Source organism: Rheinheimera sp. 1928-s (assembly GCF_029269265.1).
Taxonomy (GTDB): Bacteria; Pseudomonadota; Gammaproteobacteria; order Enterobacterales; family Alteromonadaceae; genus Pararheinheimera.
This window is the reverse complement of the sequence record NZ_JARIXP010000007.1, coordinates 90,015-106,024: the sequence shown is the minus strand read 5'-3', so window position 1 is coordinate 106,024 and position 16,010 is coordinate 90,015. Positions and strand designations below refer to the sequence as shown.

Sequence of the window (16,010 nt, the reverse complement as noted above, 5' to 3'; positions counted from 1 at the left end):
GTGGCTTTGTCTAGCAGAGTCGCTTCACTTCGTTTGCTTCGCCAACTGGTATCGTCTGAAACTTAACAGTCCAACACAGCATAAACTGATAACAAGCAAAGGCCAGTCGCTCCACAGGCTGTATAAAGTACGGCCTTGTACCAGCGGTACTTCAGTTGTTAACACAGCTTCCTCAAACTGTGGTAAACGGCTTAGCTCTTTGCCATCCGCAGTCACCACGGCTGTAATGCCGTTATTGGTGGCACGAAGCAGCGGGCGGCCTAATTCCAGTGCACGCATCCTGGCTATTTCTAAATGCTGATGTGGGCCAATAGAGGCACCAAACCAGGCGTCGTTACTGACGGTTAGCAGAAAGTGAGTGTTGTCATCAAAGTTGGCAATCATCTGGCGTGGGAAGGCGATTTCAAAACACAAAGCAGCCAGCAATGCATAACCATTGGCTTGTAAATTAGGCTGCAGCCAATCACCACGGCTAAATGAACTCATCGGCAGATTAAACAGCGGAGCCACATGTTTCAGTACATCCTGAAAAGGTACAAATTCACCAACAGGCAATAAGTGGTGTTTTTGATAGCGGTTGCTGGTGCTATATCTGTAATCGCCGCCCGTGGCCTCTTTAGAAAATTTCCCCAAGACGATCATGCCGTTATAAGCATCACCGTTTTCTTTGTAATCCAGAATGCCTGTGACTACTGCCGTATTGTTTTCTGCGGCCAGCATATCCAGATTAAACAAATACGCCAAAGCCAAAGGCTCAAGTTGTGGAATAGCAGCTTCAGGCCAAATCATAATATCGGCGTTCAGATGTGGGCGGCTCAGCTCCATATACTTGCGCATAGTGATGGCTTCTTGCTCTGGATCCCAGCGTAAATCCTGCGCTATATTGCCTTGCACTAAAGCAACGTTTACGTGCTCGCCAGTCTCTTGCCAGCCTTTGATTGTGCTCAGAGCTGGGCTGACGATCAATACTATGGCTGCTATAACGGGCCAAACCCATAACTTACGATGCAAAGCAACAGCGACACTACCTGCTATTAAGAGCATTAAAAAGCTGATGCCGGTTTCGCCTATCAGTGGTGCCCAAGGGGCCATCCAGCCATCGGTTTGACTATAACCTACAGACAACCAGGGGAAACCAGTTAAGAACCAGGAACGAATATTTTCAGCAATAAACCAGCTGGAGGCCAACAGCAGCGGGTACCAGAAATTGCCTCGAAAACGCCAGCTAAACCATATGGCAAGGGCAGGGAATAGCGCCAGATAACCTATCAGCACTGCCATAATGGCCAGACTGGCAATCAACGGCATGCCACCAAAAGTAGCGATACTGACATGCACCCAGCTAATGCCTACACCAAACCAGCCCAAACCATAGGCATAACCAAAAAAGGCCGCCTGTTTTGGACTTTGCGCCTGCAGCAGGCAATACGCCAGCACGGATAAGGTCAGCAGTGGCAACATATGGTAAGTAAAAGGGGCAAAAGCTAAGGTGTTTAATGCACCCAGCCCTGCTAAAAGCAGGGCTGGAAACCAGCAGGTTTTTGACAACAGCAAAAGTTAGTCCTTCTGTAACGCTGCAGTTTCTGTGGCAGTTTTAGCGCGAATAACCTGCAGCTGCACCAGACGTCTGCTATTGGCTTTGCTGACTTTAAAGGTCAGGTTTTGCAGTTCAATGGTTTCACCTTTTTCCGGCATATGGCCAAAGGCATGCAGTACTATACCGCCTATAGTGCCAGCTTCTTCTTCATCAAAAGTAGTGCCGAAACTTTCGTTAAACTCGTCCACAGGGGTTAAAGCGCTGACCTGATAGACATGGCTGGCCATTTTTTTGATATCCACATCTTCTTCATCGTCGTGTTCGTCTTCGATTTCGCCGACAATTTGTTCAAGGATATCTTCAATAGTAATAAGGCCAGACACACCACCGTATTCATCGACCACTATGGCCATATGGTAACGCTTCTGACGAAACTCTTTCAGTAAAGCATCCACTCTTTTACTTTCAGGAATGATCACAGCAGGGCGTAATAAATCACGCAAACTCCATTCGGTGTTGCCTTGTAAGCTGTGCTGCAGTAAGTCTTTCACCAGCAGTATGCCTTCGATATGGTCTTTGTCTTCATTGACCACAGGATAACGGCTGTGGTTATTCTCCAGCAGCAGCGGCATCATTTGTTCGAGGGACTGGTCAATGTTAATGGTGGCCATTTGAGAGCGGGGCACCATAATGTCGCGGGCTCGCATTTTGGATACATCCAAAACACCCTGCAACATACTTTGAGTGTCGTTATCAATCAGCTTGCGCATGGCCGCTTCATTGATCACTTCAACCAGATCAGATAAATCTTGTGGTTCTGCGGTAAAAATCGCGGCTATACGCTCCAGCCATGATTTGGCGGCAGAACCCCGACTAGAGTGGGAATGGTCGTCACCCATGAGTGAACTTAAGCTCCAAATAGTGAAAAAGAAAATACCCAAAGTAAAATGAGTTGCGGCGAGAGTTTAAAGTCAACCAAGCTGCAGCTTCAGGTACGCAAGAAATTAAAATACCAGTTAATCTTCTAAAATATAAGGGTTCTTTATACCCAGTTGCTGCAAAATCAGAATTTCTTCTGCTTCCATTTGCTCGGCATCTGCGTCATTTATATGGTCAAAGCCTAATAAATGCAAGCAGCCATGCACCACCATATGAGCCCAGTGATGATGTAATTCTTTGCCTTGTTCTTTCGCTTCTGCAGCAACCACCTGGGCACAAATCACTAAATCACCTAATAATGGCAATTCTTCCACACCTGGTGGCAGCTCAAAAGGGAAGCTCAGTACGTTGGTGGGTTTATCTTTTTCACGGTAATCAAAGTTTAATTGCTGGCTTTCTGCTTCATCCACAATACGCACTGTGACTTCTGCTATCTCCTGAAAAGGCAAAATAGCGGCTTCCAGCCAGAGCTGAAATTGAGCTTCGCATGGTAGGTTTTGCGCTTCGCTTGCCAGCTGTAAATCCAGGGTAATGCTCATGTTTTATTCTTTACTCGTGTTGGCTGCATCTTTGGCGGCTTGTTTTGCTGCCAGCTTTTCAACTTCAAGCGCTTGTTGCTTTTTCTCTTCAAACGCTTCGTACGCCATGACAATTTTTTGCACCACAGGATGACGCACCACGTCTTTGGCTTTAAAGAAGTTAAAGCTCAGATCGGGCACTTCAGACAACACATCCATCGCATGCTTTAAGCCTGAATACTGGCCTCGGGGTAAATCCACCTGGGTGATATCGCCTGTGATCACCGCTTTGGCATTAAAACCAATACGGGTCAGGAACATCTTCATTTGTTCCACTGTGGTGTTCTGGCTTTCATCCAGAATAATAAAAGCATCACTTAAAGTACGGCCACGCATATAAGCTAAAGGCGCGATTTCAATCACCCCACGTTCTAAGTATTTTTCTACTTTTTCAAAACCTAACATTTCAAATAAAGCGTCGTACAAAGGTCGTAAGTATGGGTCGACTTTCTGCGCTAAATCACCGGGTAAAAAGCCAAGCTTTTCACCGGCTTCCACCGCTGGGCGGGTCAGAACTATACGACGCACTTCGCCTTTTTCCAGCGAGTCGACCGCACAAGCCACAGCCAAATAGGTTTTGCCTGTACCGGCAGGGCCAATACCAAAAGTTACGTCGTGGCGCTGAATATTACGCACATAAGCACTTTGATTGGCGTTGCGGCCTTTGACTGCACCTTTTTTGGTTTTAATGCTGACCTGTTCTTCGTCAAACTGCTGCTCTGTGGGGTCCTGATGCTGTTGCTGGATCACAAGATGCACCTGCTCCGGGCTTAAAGGCACAGCTTTGCCCTGCGCATTAGCAGTTTCGCCATACAGAGATTCGATGATTTGTTTTACCGGCTCAAGTTGCTCAGTTAAGCCCACTAAACGCAACTGGTTATCGCGGTAGGACACCTGCACACGGTACCTGCGTTCAATCTGACGTAAGTTATCGTCAAAGGGGCCCCATAAAAAAGCCAGGCGCTGAGGTTCAAAAGGGGAGAGAGAAAATTCTAAACTGGTGATGGGGTTATCCAAAAGTTTTATCTCTTTTCAGTAGGTAACGCATAGAGGCCAGTTTTGATGCTGGCCTCAGCATGCTGTTTTTAACTAAGGAGTAAAAGTTGCCACTCCCAATTCGTCTGTTTTTGCCGCTTTAGCCGCCAGAATTTGCTGTGGCGATACTTCACGACGTAAATCCATCTCTTTTTCAGTGCGGATCACTTTACCTTTTAACGAGTTGGTAAAGACATCAGTCACTAAAATATCTACAAACTGGCCAATCATATCTGGCGAACCTTCAAAGTTCACCACCCGATTGTTTTCCGTACGTCCGGTCAGCTCCATAATGTCTTTTTTCGACGGGCCTTCGACCAGAATACGTTGTTCAGTGCCGAGCATAGCACGGGCAATTTGTAATGACTGCTGGTTAATACGGTCTTGCAGCAGATACAGACGTTGTTTTTTCTCATCTTCCGATACATCGTCCGGTAAATCGGCCGCTGGAGTACCAGGGCGGGCGCTGTAGATAAAGCTGAAGCTCATATCAAAGTTCATGGCTTTGATCAGGTCCATAGTGGCTTCGAAGTCTTCGGCAGTTTCACCAGGGAAGCCGATAATAAAGTCAGACGACATACATAAATTCGGTCGTACTTTTTTCAGTGCTCGAATTTTCGATTTGTATTCGATGGCTGTATGGTTACGTTTCATCAGCGCCAGAATACGGTCTGAACCGGATTGCACAGGTAAATGCAGATGATCGACCAGCTCAGGCACATCTCGGTACACTTCGATAATATCGTCTGTAAATTCAACAGGATGCGACGTGGTGTAACGAATACGGTCAATACCATCAATGGCAGCAACTAAACGCAGTAACTCAGAGAAATGGCAGATTTCACCATCAAAAGTTGCACCACGGTAGGCGTTCACGTTCTGACCCAACAGGTTGACTTCACGTACACCTTGTTCAGCCAACTGGGCAATTTCCAGTAAGACGTCATCCAGCGGACGGCTGACTTCTTCGCCACGAGTGTAAGGCACCACGCAGAAAGTACAGTACTTAGAACAGCCTTCCATAATAGACACGAAAGCCGTAGGGCCATCAGCTTTTGGTTCTGGCATACGGTCAAACTTCTCGATTTCCGGGAAGGACACGTCGACCACTGGTGATTTGTTGCCATGCACTGAGTTAATCATTTCAGGCAAACGATGCAAAGTTTGTGGTCCGAATACGATATCAACATAAGGCGCGCGCTCACGAATGGCTTTGCCTTCCTGCGAAGCCACACAACCACCGACTGCAATAATCAAATCCGGGTTTTTCTTTTTCAGCGGACGCCAGCGACCTAACTGATGGAATACCTTCTCCTGAGCCTTCTCACGAATAGAGCAGGTGTTCAGCAGGATCACGTCCGCTTCAGCAGCATCTTCAGTCAGAGTGTAGCCATGAGTTGCATCCAGCAGGTCTGCCATTTTGGATGAATCGTATTCGTTCATCTGGCAGCCCCAGGTCTTAATGTGCAGCTTTTTGCCCATTTGTGTTGTAGCCCGTAAAAAAGTTAACGCCAAGAAAAAGGACGCGCATTTTATCCTAGTAGGGCTTGAAGTGCCAGCAGTGGATCGGCTGCGAGGGGATTTGTGACCTTTTAAATCGAACTTAAAAAATCGGCAAAGTAACTTTTGCAGCATAGTCTGATGCGAAGTTGCTTGCAGTGACTCGTTTTCGCTGGGTTTTATCAGTTTCCCCGCTAAATTGCAGTGACTTTTATAAGCCGTTGGCCTGATAATATTTAGAGATAACTAACAGCGCAGAGCCAGTAAAATTGCTGCTCAGAGGATAATGATGGAAAGCTTTGGTGTGATTCAGTTTTGGACCTTTTTGGCCGGTGTGGTAGTGATCATATTGATGCCGGGGCCTAATAGTCTGTTTGTGCTGAAAACCAGCATAGTGCAGGGACCAAAGCACGCCTGGAGTGCGCTTGCAGCAGTACTATTGGGTGATGCGACTTTAATTTTACTGTCCTACCTTGGCCTTGCATCTGTGTTGTTAGCGTCACCAGAGTTGTTCCGCTGGATACGTTACTTAGGTGCCGCCTATTTGCTTTATATAGGTGTACAAATTTTGCTGAGTTTGCGTCAGCCCAATGCCAGCACCGACACACAAGCACCACCAGTTATTGCTGCAGCGACCTGCGCTTCAGTATTCCGTAAGTCGTTGTTATTAAGCCTGACTAACCCCAAAGCCATTTTGTTTTTCCTGTCATTTTTTATCCAGTTTATCGACTCCGGCTTTAACCCCAACTGGGTGCCTTATCTGGTGCTGGCCGTGGTACTGGAAATAATCAGCCTGCTCTACCTGACCACTTTAGTCTACGCAGGAGCAGCCATAGCCAGCTTTTTCAAAGGCCAACCCAAAGCAGGGCAAGCAGGGAATTTAGTGTTAGGGCTATTATTTACCGGCTTTGCGGTGAGATTGGCTTTGGCGTAGAGCCTGCTTTGAATACTGTTGAATTAGCGTTCTGATGTTTGCTATAAAGGAACGAATTGTAGGGCTGTTCCTGTTATTTTTAGATCATGATAAGGACATAGTGTTGATGAAAAGGATGATTTGCAGTGTGCTCTTTGTGGTGGCTTGTTTGTATCTTTTCCTGAATACGTATGCCGGCGTTGAAGAGGTTAAACAGCCTGTTGTTAAAGCTGTACCAGAGCATTCAGGCTCAGACACCGACATAAAGCCGTTAGAGACCGCAGCGCCAGAGACGCAAGAAAGGGGGCAAAATGCGCCAGTCATCGAAGCTGTAAAAGGAGCCGCACCGGAAGCCTTTATTGATCCTCAGGTCGGAACTTTGGATACTCTGCTGACAGAGCAAGCTGGTGAGGTTTATCTGGATACCAAGTCTTTAGATAACACAAGCGTTGATGAAACCAGAAGTTTAATTCGAGGCCTGCTGGATACGGCAAACGCCTCAGCTGCAGCAGAAATAAGAGAGAAATTGACCGCTGTTGCTGATGGTTATCAGGACAAAAAGTTTTTTTTAGAGGAAGCTCAGTGCTCGGATAAATTGTGTGGTCTGCTTTTTCAGGCTGGAGACAAGGAGTCGGTGAACAAAGCTCTGGATTTTTTATCGTCAAGTGAAGCAATGAAAACTGTGAGTCAGGGTGGGACTTTACGCATTATCAATGAAGATGGAATTTATTACGGCCTGATTATTTCTTCAATATCAGGAAAACCTTTGAATTTGCGCTAGGTGCTTTAAACCTGCTTTTGATGCCAGAGGTTCTGGTATTGAATAAAAACAAAAATCCCTCAGCCGAAGGACAAAAAAGCTGAGGGAAAGGTTGGTAACTGTTTACTTACCAGGGAGTCGTTACAGCAGGTCTACGCCCGTCCTCTTGTGGCCGTAGCTGGCGAAATTTTTGAGGCGACTAAGGCCGGATAACTGACTGCCAACTGACCTACTATCAACAATGCCACTATGCCAATCACCAGCAAGACCGGGCTTAATGGGCTCATACTAAAAGTGGCGACCAGCCAGATATTTAACCCTACAGCTCCTGCTGCGCCCAACATTACACCAGCGAAGCTTATCAGCAGGTTTTCCAGCATAAAGTAGCGCATCACCTGCCACTGACTGGCGCCTAAAGCGCGGCGTGTACCGATTTGGCGGGTGCGTCTGTTAATGCTAAACATAGCCAGGCCAACAATGCCAAAGCCTGTGATCAGCGTTAGCACAATAATGACGGTCAGCAAAATAGTGTTGGTGGCTTGATGCTCCTGATAACTTTCGTCACGGGTTTGCTCCATGCTGGTGACATTACGGATGATGCGGCCTCTGTCGCTTTCGGCCAGCATTTTTTCAATCACTGGCATTAACTCGTCACGACGACCAGGCTCAGTGCGAATAAAAAAGCGGCTGCCTTTGCCATCCAATTGTTGTGGTACCAGCATGCTGCGCTCTACGCCATTCCAGCCATTCCATGGTGCTTGCAGAGTGTTGATAATGCCCGTGATTTGCATCGGCTGATGGTTATCAATGTAGACAGTTTTTCCTAAAGCGCTTTTCCAGTCACCTTCAAACATAGCTTCTGCTAATGCCTTGGTGATAATGGTTTTAGCAGGCCACTTGGTACTGCCTATTTCACGCCAGCCGATATCTGAGCTTTGGAAGTTTTCACCTGCGATGAGCTCTACGCCTAAAGCATTGATACCGTGCTCGTCCACCATGTAAACCGCAGAACCTGTGCCTTCAATATCATCACCGGCTTTGGTTTGCAGGCTCATCGACCAGCCGCCGCCACTTAAAGGAATAGCGTTCAGTTGGATGGCATCTACTACACCTGGAGTTTGACGAATACGCTGCAAGTCCTGCTGTAAAGCCGTTTTCAGATTGTAGTCTTGCGCAAAAACGGTGTTGCTCAGATAAAAAGTATTGGTTTCATCTAAACCGCTGGCTCTGGCCATTTGCTGACTACGTTCCTGCATCATAAAAATGGCGTTCACCATAATGGTCAGGGTTAGGGCGATTTGCAGGGCGATCAGCAAAGCACCAATTTTATTGCGCATTAAAGCGCGGAACATGGGGCCCAGTTCCAATCGGGCTAATAGTTCTAACATGGCAAACTCCTTATTGGCTTTTCAGCTGAACGGACGGCTGTACCTGACAGGCACGCCATGTGGGATACAAACCTGCTAATAAAGCGCTGACAATAGCTAAACCAATAGCCATAGCCACTAAGGTCAAATCCAGTTGAGCTAAATCGCGGATCCAGTCGCCGTACATCACTTTGATGGCTTCAAGCCCAAGTAAGGCGAGGATCAAACCTAATAAACCGCCAGCCAATCCTATGCAGCCTGATTCGATTAAATGCTGAGTAAACAAGTCATTACGGCTTGCTCCTAAGGCCTGGCGTACGCCAATTTCCGAAGCTTTACTTAAAAACTTCGCCAGTAATAAACCTACGGTATTGAGTAAACACACCAACAAAAACATCAGTGACATCGCCATCATCATGCTGGCGTCGTCTGATACCACTTCGGCATATTCCAGCCACTGCATCACATCGCGTAATTTGTTGTTGTCGGTGCGGGCAAAGCGGCCGTATTGATGCTGCTCTTTAGCGTAGGCATTCATAAAGCTGAAGTACGCGTCTTTGTCTTGCTCTGTTGGTAATTCCACCCACAACTGCACCCAAATACATTCAGAGTCTAAAAAGGCCTGAAAGCCTGATTCTGTGGGTTTCCAGCAGTTGGTATTGCCAGAACGGCTGAATTTCTGTTCGGTAATTAAACTAAAAGGCACAAAGACTTCTTCTACGTCGTTAAAGGCGCCTGTGCTGATATCGTAAAATCTGGGTTTAGGGTTCCATCTGTCCATCACGCCAGTAATTTTGTAATCTTCACCAGCCATACGCACTGTCTGGCCCGTGGAGTCTTTGCCACCAAATAGGCGTTCATTCAGTTCGGCATTGATCACAATGACCCGTTCTTTTTTCAGATCAGCCTGATGATCCCAGCCAGTGCCATATAAAAAAGGCACATCAAACATAGCGAAAAAATCTGCACTATTGGCGCGGCCTTGCACCATAAAAGGCAACACTTCTTTGTCGGCAGGCTCAATCACCGCCGCCATACCGCTTTGAATACTTTGGCGTTTGGCTTTTTGTGCTTGCCATAAGTAAGTGGCGTCGCGGTAGGTTAACTGAGTCGGTGCATCGCCGTCGTCGTTGTATGGGTTGTTTGGCTGCCAGCTATCCATTTGCACAAAAAACAGCTGCTCACTTTTATGCGGAATAGGGTTGGCCGACATCAGGTAGTTCACAGTAATGGTGGTCATGGAGGCACCAATACCTAAACCTATAGCGCAGACCATCAACAGCGTCATGCCCCAGGTGCGTTTGCAGCTTAAGTAAGCCAGCTTTACATAATAAGAAAACATAGCCGCTCCTTAAGCTTCGCCAACCACATGCAGGTTAGAGTTTTTATTGGTTAGCTCGCTGACATGGCCGTCTTTGATATAAATCTGACGTTTAGCACGGGCGGCCAGGCTTGGATCGTGCGTGACCATCAAAATGGTGGTGCCGGCTTTATTGATGTCTTCCAGCAAACTCATCACACTTTGTGCCATCTGGCTATCAAGGTTACCTGTGGGTTCATCCGCCAGTAAAAAGCGAGGTGATGTTGCTAAAGCACGAGCTATAGCCACACGTTGCTGCTGACCACCAGATAGCTGGCTTGGCAGGTGTTTCATACGCGATGCTAACCCCACCTGATCCAGATGGTGTTCAATACGTTTTCTGCGCTCCGCTGTATTCAGGCCACGGTAGCGCAAAGGCACATCCACATTGTCGAACAGGTTTAAATCCGGGATCAGGTTAAAGCTTTGGAAAATAAAACCTATCTTCTGATTACGCATACGGGAACGGCCGCTGTCGTTTAGTTTGGCTATATCTTCACCGTCCAGCAGGTATTCACCGCTGGTGCTGGTTTCCAGCAAACCTGCAATATTTAAAAAAGTGGTTTTGCCTGAGCCTGAAGGGCCTGTCACACTGACAAAGTCGCCTTCGTTGACATGCAGCTGGATATCACGCAGCGCATGAGTGACCACGTCGTCAGTGATAAAGGATTTACTGATTTTATTCATAGTTAACATAACAAGTCCCTCTGGCTTATTAGCCTTAATTATTTATTCAGTTATTAAGTTGTACTGTGCTGGCGCCGTCGAAAATATCGGTGCCTGAAGTGATGATTTGATCGCCTGGTTGCAGCCCTGCCAGAATTTCGACTGAGTTCAGACTGCGGGCTCCCAGTTCAATAGGGGTTTTGATGGCCATACCATTTGCGACCTTGTAAGCAAATTTGCCGTTACTGCTGTCAAGGAACTGACCTCGGGCCACCTGCATGACGCCTTCGCGGTGTTCCAGCAAAATACGGCTGCTTAAACGTTGGTTTTGACGCAGGGCTGGAGGGGCTTCTTTGGTAAAACGCACCCGACCTTTGACCTGGTTTTCGAACACTTCAGGAGAAATTGTCACCAGTTTGCCCATATACAGCTTTTGCTCAGCTGTGACTTCCACTGGCAAGCCAATGATTAAATCGTTGGCATAACTTTCGGGCACGGCAATTTCCACTTCAAACTGGCTTAAATCGACCACAGATAAAATCAGCTGATTTTTGGTGATATAAGTTTTGTTTTCTACCGCCAGATTACCCAGTAAGCCATCCACAGGAGAAAGTACCTGCAGGCCATTGACCTGACGCTGGAAGTCTTCCACCAGCAAACGCTGGCGGTCTAACTGTTGCGCCAGACTTTGTACTTCAAAATCGAGGTTTTCTTTATTCAGGCGGGCATCTTCCACAGCGTGCTGGTGCTGCAATTTGGCGGTTTCTAAATCGTCCTGTGCTTTTTCATGTTCAATTTTGCTGATCACACCTTTGTCAAACCCCTGATCAGCGCGACGTTTTTCCCGCTCTGCTGTGGTTAAAGTCACTTGCGCTATATCCACAGCTTTTTTGTCGGTCAGTTGCTGTTTTTTCGCTAAGATTTTTTGACGGTCGTGGCTGGTTTGTAAGCTGTAAAAGGTGGCTTGTTCCTGCAGCAGTTTATTGTTCAGCTCGGGGCTGTCGATAATAGCCAGCACGTCCCCTTGTTTAACTTCAGTACCTGCGTCGAGTAATAAGCTGATGGTGCCCTCAGCAGGTGCGTACAGTTTAGGGCTCACCGCCGCGACCACCTGACCCTGAGCTGAAATATCGCGGGTAAAATCTGCTGTTCTCACTGTATCCAGTCGCACGCGCGATAAAGACACCGACATATCCGACTGCGACCAACTGCGAGCCGCAGGGATAATCTGCCATAACAGCAAGACCAAAAGCAGGCTGACGGAGCCTGCTACCCAGAATTTTTTAGTGGTTTTTTTTGGTGCCAGCCGTTCATCCTGGCTGCTGGTATCCGCTATTTTCATTGTTTTTCCTGCATTTTAGCTCTTTGGTCAGGCATCAAAAAATGCCGCTATTACCAATGAGTCGTAGCAGGATGAAAAAAGGTTTGAAGCGAATAAAAATAAATTTTAGGCCTGCTCTGTTTTTGGTCAGAAAAGAGAGCAAGCCCATTTTAACTTAATGATATAGAAGATAATTAGTTGCCGATAAGTTTTAACACTTCTGCATTAGAAGTAGCAAAGTCTGTCAGCCTGTTGCTGCTGACATTCTGATACCAATCCTTGGCGTGATTCCCTGTGAACATTTTTACTTGGGGTGGCATCAGTTTGATGTAATCCACCTGCAATGTTAAATCCTCAGGTCCACCTGCACTGGCGGTATAGCCATTAAAACCGATTTGTACTGTTGGCGGCATTTGTTGCAGGTAGTATCTGTCCAGCAGTTGCCATGGATCCTTGTCCTGATAGCGGTATAAGCTGATAAAGGCAAAACCAGCTCTTACCAGACGCAGTTCCACCCAGCCTTGTTGTGCCGGATGAAGACGTAAATTGGATTTGCTGTTCAGCGTATATTTGCTTTCCAAAACCGTCTGGCCAGGCACTTCTGCTATTCCGGTATTGATAAATAACCAGTTTTCATGACGGCCTGCAAATTTTTGTTCAGCGCTTATATTCTGACGAACCATGAGTCCGGCTAAAGACCAGAGGGATTGAGGCATCTCACCTGTCACTCCTGTGACTTTCAGCCTGGTACGTACATCAAAATCACCTGTCACTTCGCGGAAAATAAAAGGGGCTACGTCGTCATTAAACCAGCCGCTTTTTGCGGGTTTAAACCATAAAGCTCCGTTTTTTATCATCAGGCTTTTGGTTTGAACCGGAAATAAATCTTTATCATCCAACTGCTCCAAAACCTGCCAATGCGACAGGCTCTGGTTGGAATCAAACTGATCCTGCCACAGCGGCTCAGCGTGCAGGCCAGCAGTTACCAGCATCAGTGCGAAGGTCCATTTCATAGTTTTCACTCCTTCGAGTCTGGTTTACGTGCAATGATTTCAATTTCGACCAGACCCCGATCGGCAAATAATTCTGCAACGCCAACGGCTGTCCATGCCGGGTAAGGTGCTTTAAAAAACTCATCTTTGACCGCCATGACCGCTGCTATATGTTCTTCTTTAGTACCTTTAAATAACGGACTTCTGAACAGATGGTAGCTATTTATTTTCACCACATGCTCTGGCCCAAGGCCTGCTTGTTTCAACAGAGTATTCAGGTTGCCAAAGGCCCGGCGTAAATTCTTTTTAAACAATTCAGGTGTTGCTCCCTCAACCGGAGCTCCTGCAATAACCCCTGAAAAAAACACCAAATCGCCGGAGCTGCGTGCCGGTGAGTAATGCCATTCTTCGTAGGCTTTTTTTGCATTGGCGCTGTCGATATAGACATAACCATCCACAGTAGGAATAACTTCTTCGACAGACTGAGCCATTAACGCAGTGCTTAACAGTGTCAAGCTAAGCAGAGTGGTTTTTATAACGGACATAAAACACCTCATAGAGTGAAAACGAAGTTCAGTCTGAGGTGTTTTCCAGATCATTTATCTTTGATTTGGGACAGATGGTGGCAGATGCGGGACAAAAGCCTGCAGCTTCAAGACTGAGCGAAGGGCTGCCCAAAGTAATTGATGATGCGGCGAGGCGACAAGGGATTGAGACCCCGGGAGCATAGTTCACCTATGTGACTGGGCCACGTGATGGAGACAGGCGCGCAGTCAACAAAGTCCGCAGCTTCAAGTACGAAGGGGGGTTACCATAAACGTTGTCTGGTCGTGATATATCCAGCGTAAAAGATGATGGCCACACCGGCAAACCAGCTCATAGTCACAGGCTCTGACCAGAATAAATAACCAAAAAGACCAGCAAAAATCACTGAGCTGTAAGTCCAGATACCAATATCAGAAGCAGGCGCTAAAGCATAAGCTTTGGTCATCGCCATTTGGCCTATAGCGGCCAAAATACCCATAAACGCAAAGGCCCACCAGGCTATAGCTGGCAATTCCTGCCAATAAAAAGGCACGGGCACAAAAGAGATAATGGCGGTCAGCAAGGAAAAATAAAAGACGATGCGAGCTGCGGGTTCAGTGTCGGACATATAACGAATAGTGGTTTTGGTGACTGCTACTAATACAGCAGACAGCAGCGCTATTAAAAACAGATAAAATGCACCGCCTCCGCTGGCTACAGGTAAAGCCAATAACACGCCACCAAACCCCAGAGCTATGCTGAACAAGGTTAGGCGGCTGGCGGTTTCTTTTAACCAGAATTTAGCTATCAGTGGCACTATAAAGGGCGACATCAACAGCACCACCATGGCCTGCGCTAAAGGCAGTTGGCTGATGACATAAAAGAAACAGTACATCGAAATAATGCCGGTAATGGAACGGCTTAAATGCAGATACCAGCGTTGGGTATAGAGTAGTTGTTTGCCTTGCACCCAAAGCCAGGGCAGCATCACCAGCAAAGCAAAAAAGTTGCGGAAAAATACCACCTGCGCATTGCTGGCACTGTCGCTGGTCAGTTTGACTAAAGCGCCTATACCAGCAAAACAAGCTTCCGCCAGTAACAGCAATAACGCGCCTTTCAGCAAATTGGGTTGCATCAGAAATCACATCCATCGAAGAGGCGCGCAGTATACTCCTTAAGGTCTTGATGTTGCAAAGCGGGACTAGGGGGCTTACAGATAGTGACGAATACACAGTGCTATTTGCTGTCACCATAAAACAGGCACGCTTTGAACAAGTCAACAGGCATATTTATTTGTTGCTGAATAAGGAAAAACACTCTAATTTAGAAACCTAGTGTGGAGTCGGCAAAAAAATAACAGGCCATACAAAAGTATTAATGTGCCAGCACGCTTTTGCTCCTAGCTTGTAGTAGTTGGTTTTGATTAATCAATCTTTATCAATTCATTAACGCTGGCTTGTGATCTGGTATAACTAGGTAAAGTCTGCCGGCACAATATACAAATGTTATGTTCAATAAAGGAGAGAAACAAGCATGGCAACAATTACAGATTTTGACGCATGGCTTGATGAAGCAGAGCCAGATGATCATGAAGAGGTTTATACCTTATATAGAGCCGTCTCAGATGTCGATCAATTTGGGATGTATAAGTGCTCCATGAATAATGGTAAATACTTCGTCAAAGGGGATCACACAGAAGATACACTTATGCTTGCATCTGAAAAGGCGCACACAGCTTTTCTTAAAGCAATAAACTCGCGTTTTGAAATCGAAGGTGACATCGAAGGTTGGTATGGCTATAAGCGAGCAATGGCAAAGGATGATTAAGAACATAACAATCACATCAAGGACGCTCGCTTTCGTTCGCTGGGACGCAGCTACCGCGTCGCCCCTTATGTGAAGCGTTAGGTATTTACTATGCCAGATACCATTACTGTGAAAATAAAGAACTTACAGCCTAATGATTATACTCAACAAGGCGCCTCTATTGTTTTGAAAGAGGGTGATAATCTCGTAAGAATTGACCACTGGTTAATTATTAGAGATTCAATGAAAAAGAAGATTTCTGGTGGTTTTGTATCAGTAGATCTGAATGAAGAAAACCGAGCAATCGAGTCATACAAACAGAAGTGTTTTTCGGAGTTTGAATTACTTGGTATTCCTTCGGTTAAAGTTTCGTCTGAAAAAGGTGATCTATCAAAAGGAGTAAAGCATTTACTCGCGCTGGAATGGCTAACGTCAAAGGAGGCTTCTCGTGAAGGAAATCGCGATAGTCGTGAAATAGAGAGCTTATCAATAGCCAAGTCAGCTCTGAAGGTCTCAAAATGGTCAATTGCGCTAAGTATAATTACAGCAGTTATAGTCGCAATAATTACCGCATGGGCAACAGCTAAATTCGACAATTGATTGTGCCTTCAATACCTAACAAGCCAATCAAGTACGTTGCTGGCTTTCAGCCCTCCACCGGACTCGCTCACGCTCGCCGTTTAGCGGGTAGTTAGGCATATTGACACAAGA

General features: G+C 46.5%; 16 protein-coding genes. 4 read left to right on the top strand and 12 right to left on the bottom strand.

All coding sequences use genetic code 11. The features are described 5' to 3' along the window. Positions 1-24 precede the first annotated feature (24 nt). From lnt to miaB, 5 genes are all read right to left on the bottom strand, one after another. Positions 25-1,554: an apolipoprotein N-acyltransferase gene (gene lnt, locus P3C17_RS17280; protein ID WP_300930602.1), complete on the bottom strand. Its 1,530-nt coding sequence runs from the start codon at positions 1,552-1,554 to the stop codon at positions 25-27. A gap of 3 nt (positions 1,555-1,557) precedes the next feature. Further along, a complete protein-coding gene (locus tag P3C17_RS17275) occupies positions 1,558-2,436 on the bottom strand; it encodes a transporter associated domain-containing protein (RefSeq protein ID WP_300930601.1) in 879 nt (292 codons plus the stop codon). A gap of 117 nt (positions 2,437-2,553) precedes the next feature. Then, entirely contained in the window at positions 2,554-3,015 is a 462-nt protein-coding gene (ybeY, locus tag P3C17_RS17270) for an rRNA maturation RNase YbeY (RefSeq protein ID WP_300930600.1), read from the bottom strand. 3 nt (positions 3,016-3,018) lie between these two features. Further along, entirely contained in the window at positions 3,019-4,071 is a 1,053-nt protein-coding gene (locus P3C17_RS17265) for a PhoH family protein (protein WP_300930599.1), read from the bottom strand. Between the two features lie 72 nt (positions 4,072-4,143). Next, positions 4,144-5,571 (bottom strand): tRNA (N6-isopentenyl adenosine(37)-C2)-methylthiotransferase MiaB, encoded by a 1,428-nt coding sequence (miaB, locus tag P3C17_RS17260; RefSeq protein WP_300930598.1) that lies wholly within the window; start codon positions 5,569-5,571, stop codon positions 4,144-4,146. A 304-nt stretch (positions 5,572-5,875) separates the two neighbouring features. On the opposite strand from miaB, the gene leuE reads away from it, so the two are divergent. Continuing rightward, the gene (gene leuE / locus P3C17_RS17255; protein ID WP_300930597.1) at positions 5,876-6,523 is read left to right on the top strand and encodes a leucine efflux protein LeuE; all 648 of its coding nucleotides are present in this window, start codon (positions 5,876-5,878) and stop codon (positions 6,521-6,523) included. A gap of 106 nt (positions 6,524-6,629) precedes the next feature. Continuing rightward, entirely contained in the window at positions 6,630-7,283 is a 654-nt protein-coding gene (locus P3C17_RS17250; RefSeq protein WP_300930596.1) for a hypothetical protein, read from the top strand. A 131-nt stretch (positions 7,284-7,414) separates the two neighbouring features. Here the strand turns inward: P3C17_RS17250 and P3C17_RS17245 are convergent, their stop codons facing one another. From P3C17_RS17245 to P3C17_RS17215, 7 genes are all read right to left on the bottom strand, one after another. After that, complete coding sequence (locus P3C17_RS17245; protein WP_300930595.1) at positions 7,415-8,650, bottom strand: FtsX-like permease family protein; 1,236 nt, start codon at positions 8,648-8,650, stop codon at positions 7,415-7,417. Positions 8,651-8,660: 10 nt separating this feature from the next. Beyond that, a complete protein-coding gene (locus P3C17_RS17240) occupies positions 8,661-9,971 on the bottom strand; it encodes an ABC transporter permease (RefSeq protein ID WP_300930594.1) in 1,311 nt (436 codons plus the stop codon). A gap of 9 nt (positions 9,972-9,980) precedes the next feature. After that, complete coding sequence (locus P3C17_RS17235) at positions 9,981-10,685, bottom strand: ABC transporter ATP-binding protein (protein ID WP_300930593.1); 705 nt, start codon at positions 10,683-10,685, stop codon at positions 9,981-9,983. 37 nt (positions 10,686-10,722) lie between these two features. Next, a complete protein-coding gene (locus P3C17_RS17230) occupies positions 10,723-11,997 on the bottom strand; it encodes an HlyD family efflux transporter periplasmic adaptor subunit (RefSeq protein ID WP_300930592.1) in 1,275 nt (424 codons plus the stop codon). Between the two features lie 173 nt (positions 11,998-12,170). Continuing rightward, on the bottom strand, positions 12,171-12,989 hold the full coding sequence (locus P3C17_RS17225; RefSeq protein WP_300930591.1) for a DUF1349 domain-containing protein: 819 nt from the start codon (positions 12,987-12,989) through the stop codon (positions 12,171-12,173). Between the two features lie 5 nt (positions 12,990-12,994). Beyond that, the gene (locus P3C17_RS17220; RefSeq protein WP_300930590.1) at positions 12,995-13,513 is read right to left on the bottom strand and encodes a Rid family hydrolase; all 519 of its coding nucleotides are present in this window, start codon (positions 13,511-13,513) and stop codon (positions 12,995-12,997) included. Positions 13,514-13,776: 263 nt separating this feature from the next. Beyond that, positions 13,777-14,628 (bottom strand): DMT family transporter, encoded by an 852-nt coding sequence (locus P3C17_RS17215; RefSeq protein WP_300930589.1) that lies wholly within the window; start codon positions 14,626-14,628, stop codon positions 13,777-13,779. Between the two features lie 398 nt (positions 14,629-15,026). Here P3C17_RS17215 and P3C17_RS17210 point away from each other — a divergent pair, with 398 nt between their 5' ends. Beyond that, a complete protein-coding gene (locus P3C17_RS17210; RefSeq protein ID WP_300930588.1) occupies positions 15,027-15,320 on the top strand; it encodes a hypothetical protein in 294 nt (97 codons plus the stop codon). A gap of 90 nt (positions 15,321-15,410) precedes the next feature. Continuing rightward, positions 15,411-15,899 (top strand): hypothetical protein, encoded by a 489-nt coding sequence (locus P3C17_RS17205; protein ID WP_300930587.1) that lies wholly within the window; start codon positions 15,411-15,413, stop codon positions 15,897-15,899. Positions 15,900-16,010: the final 111 nt, after the last annotated feature.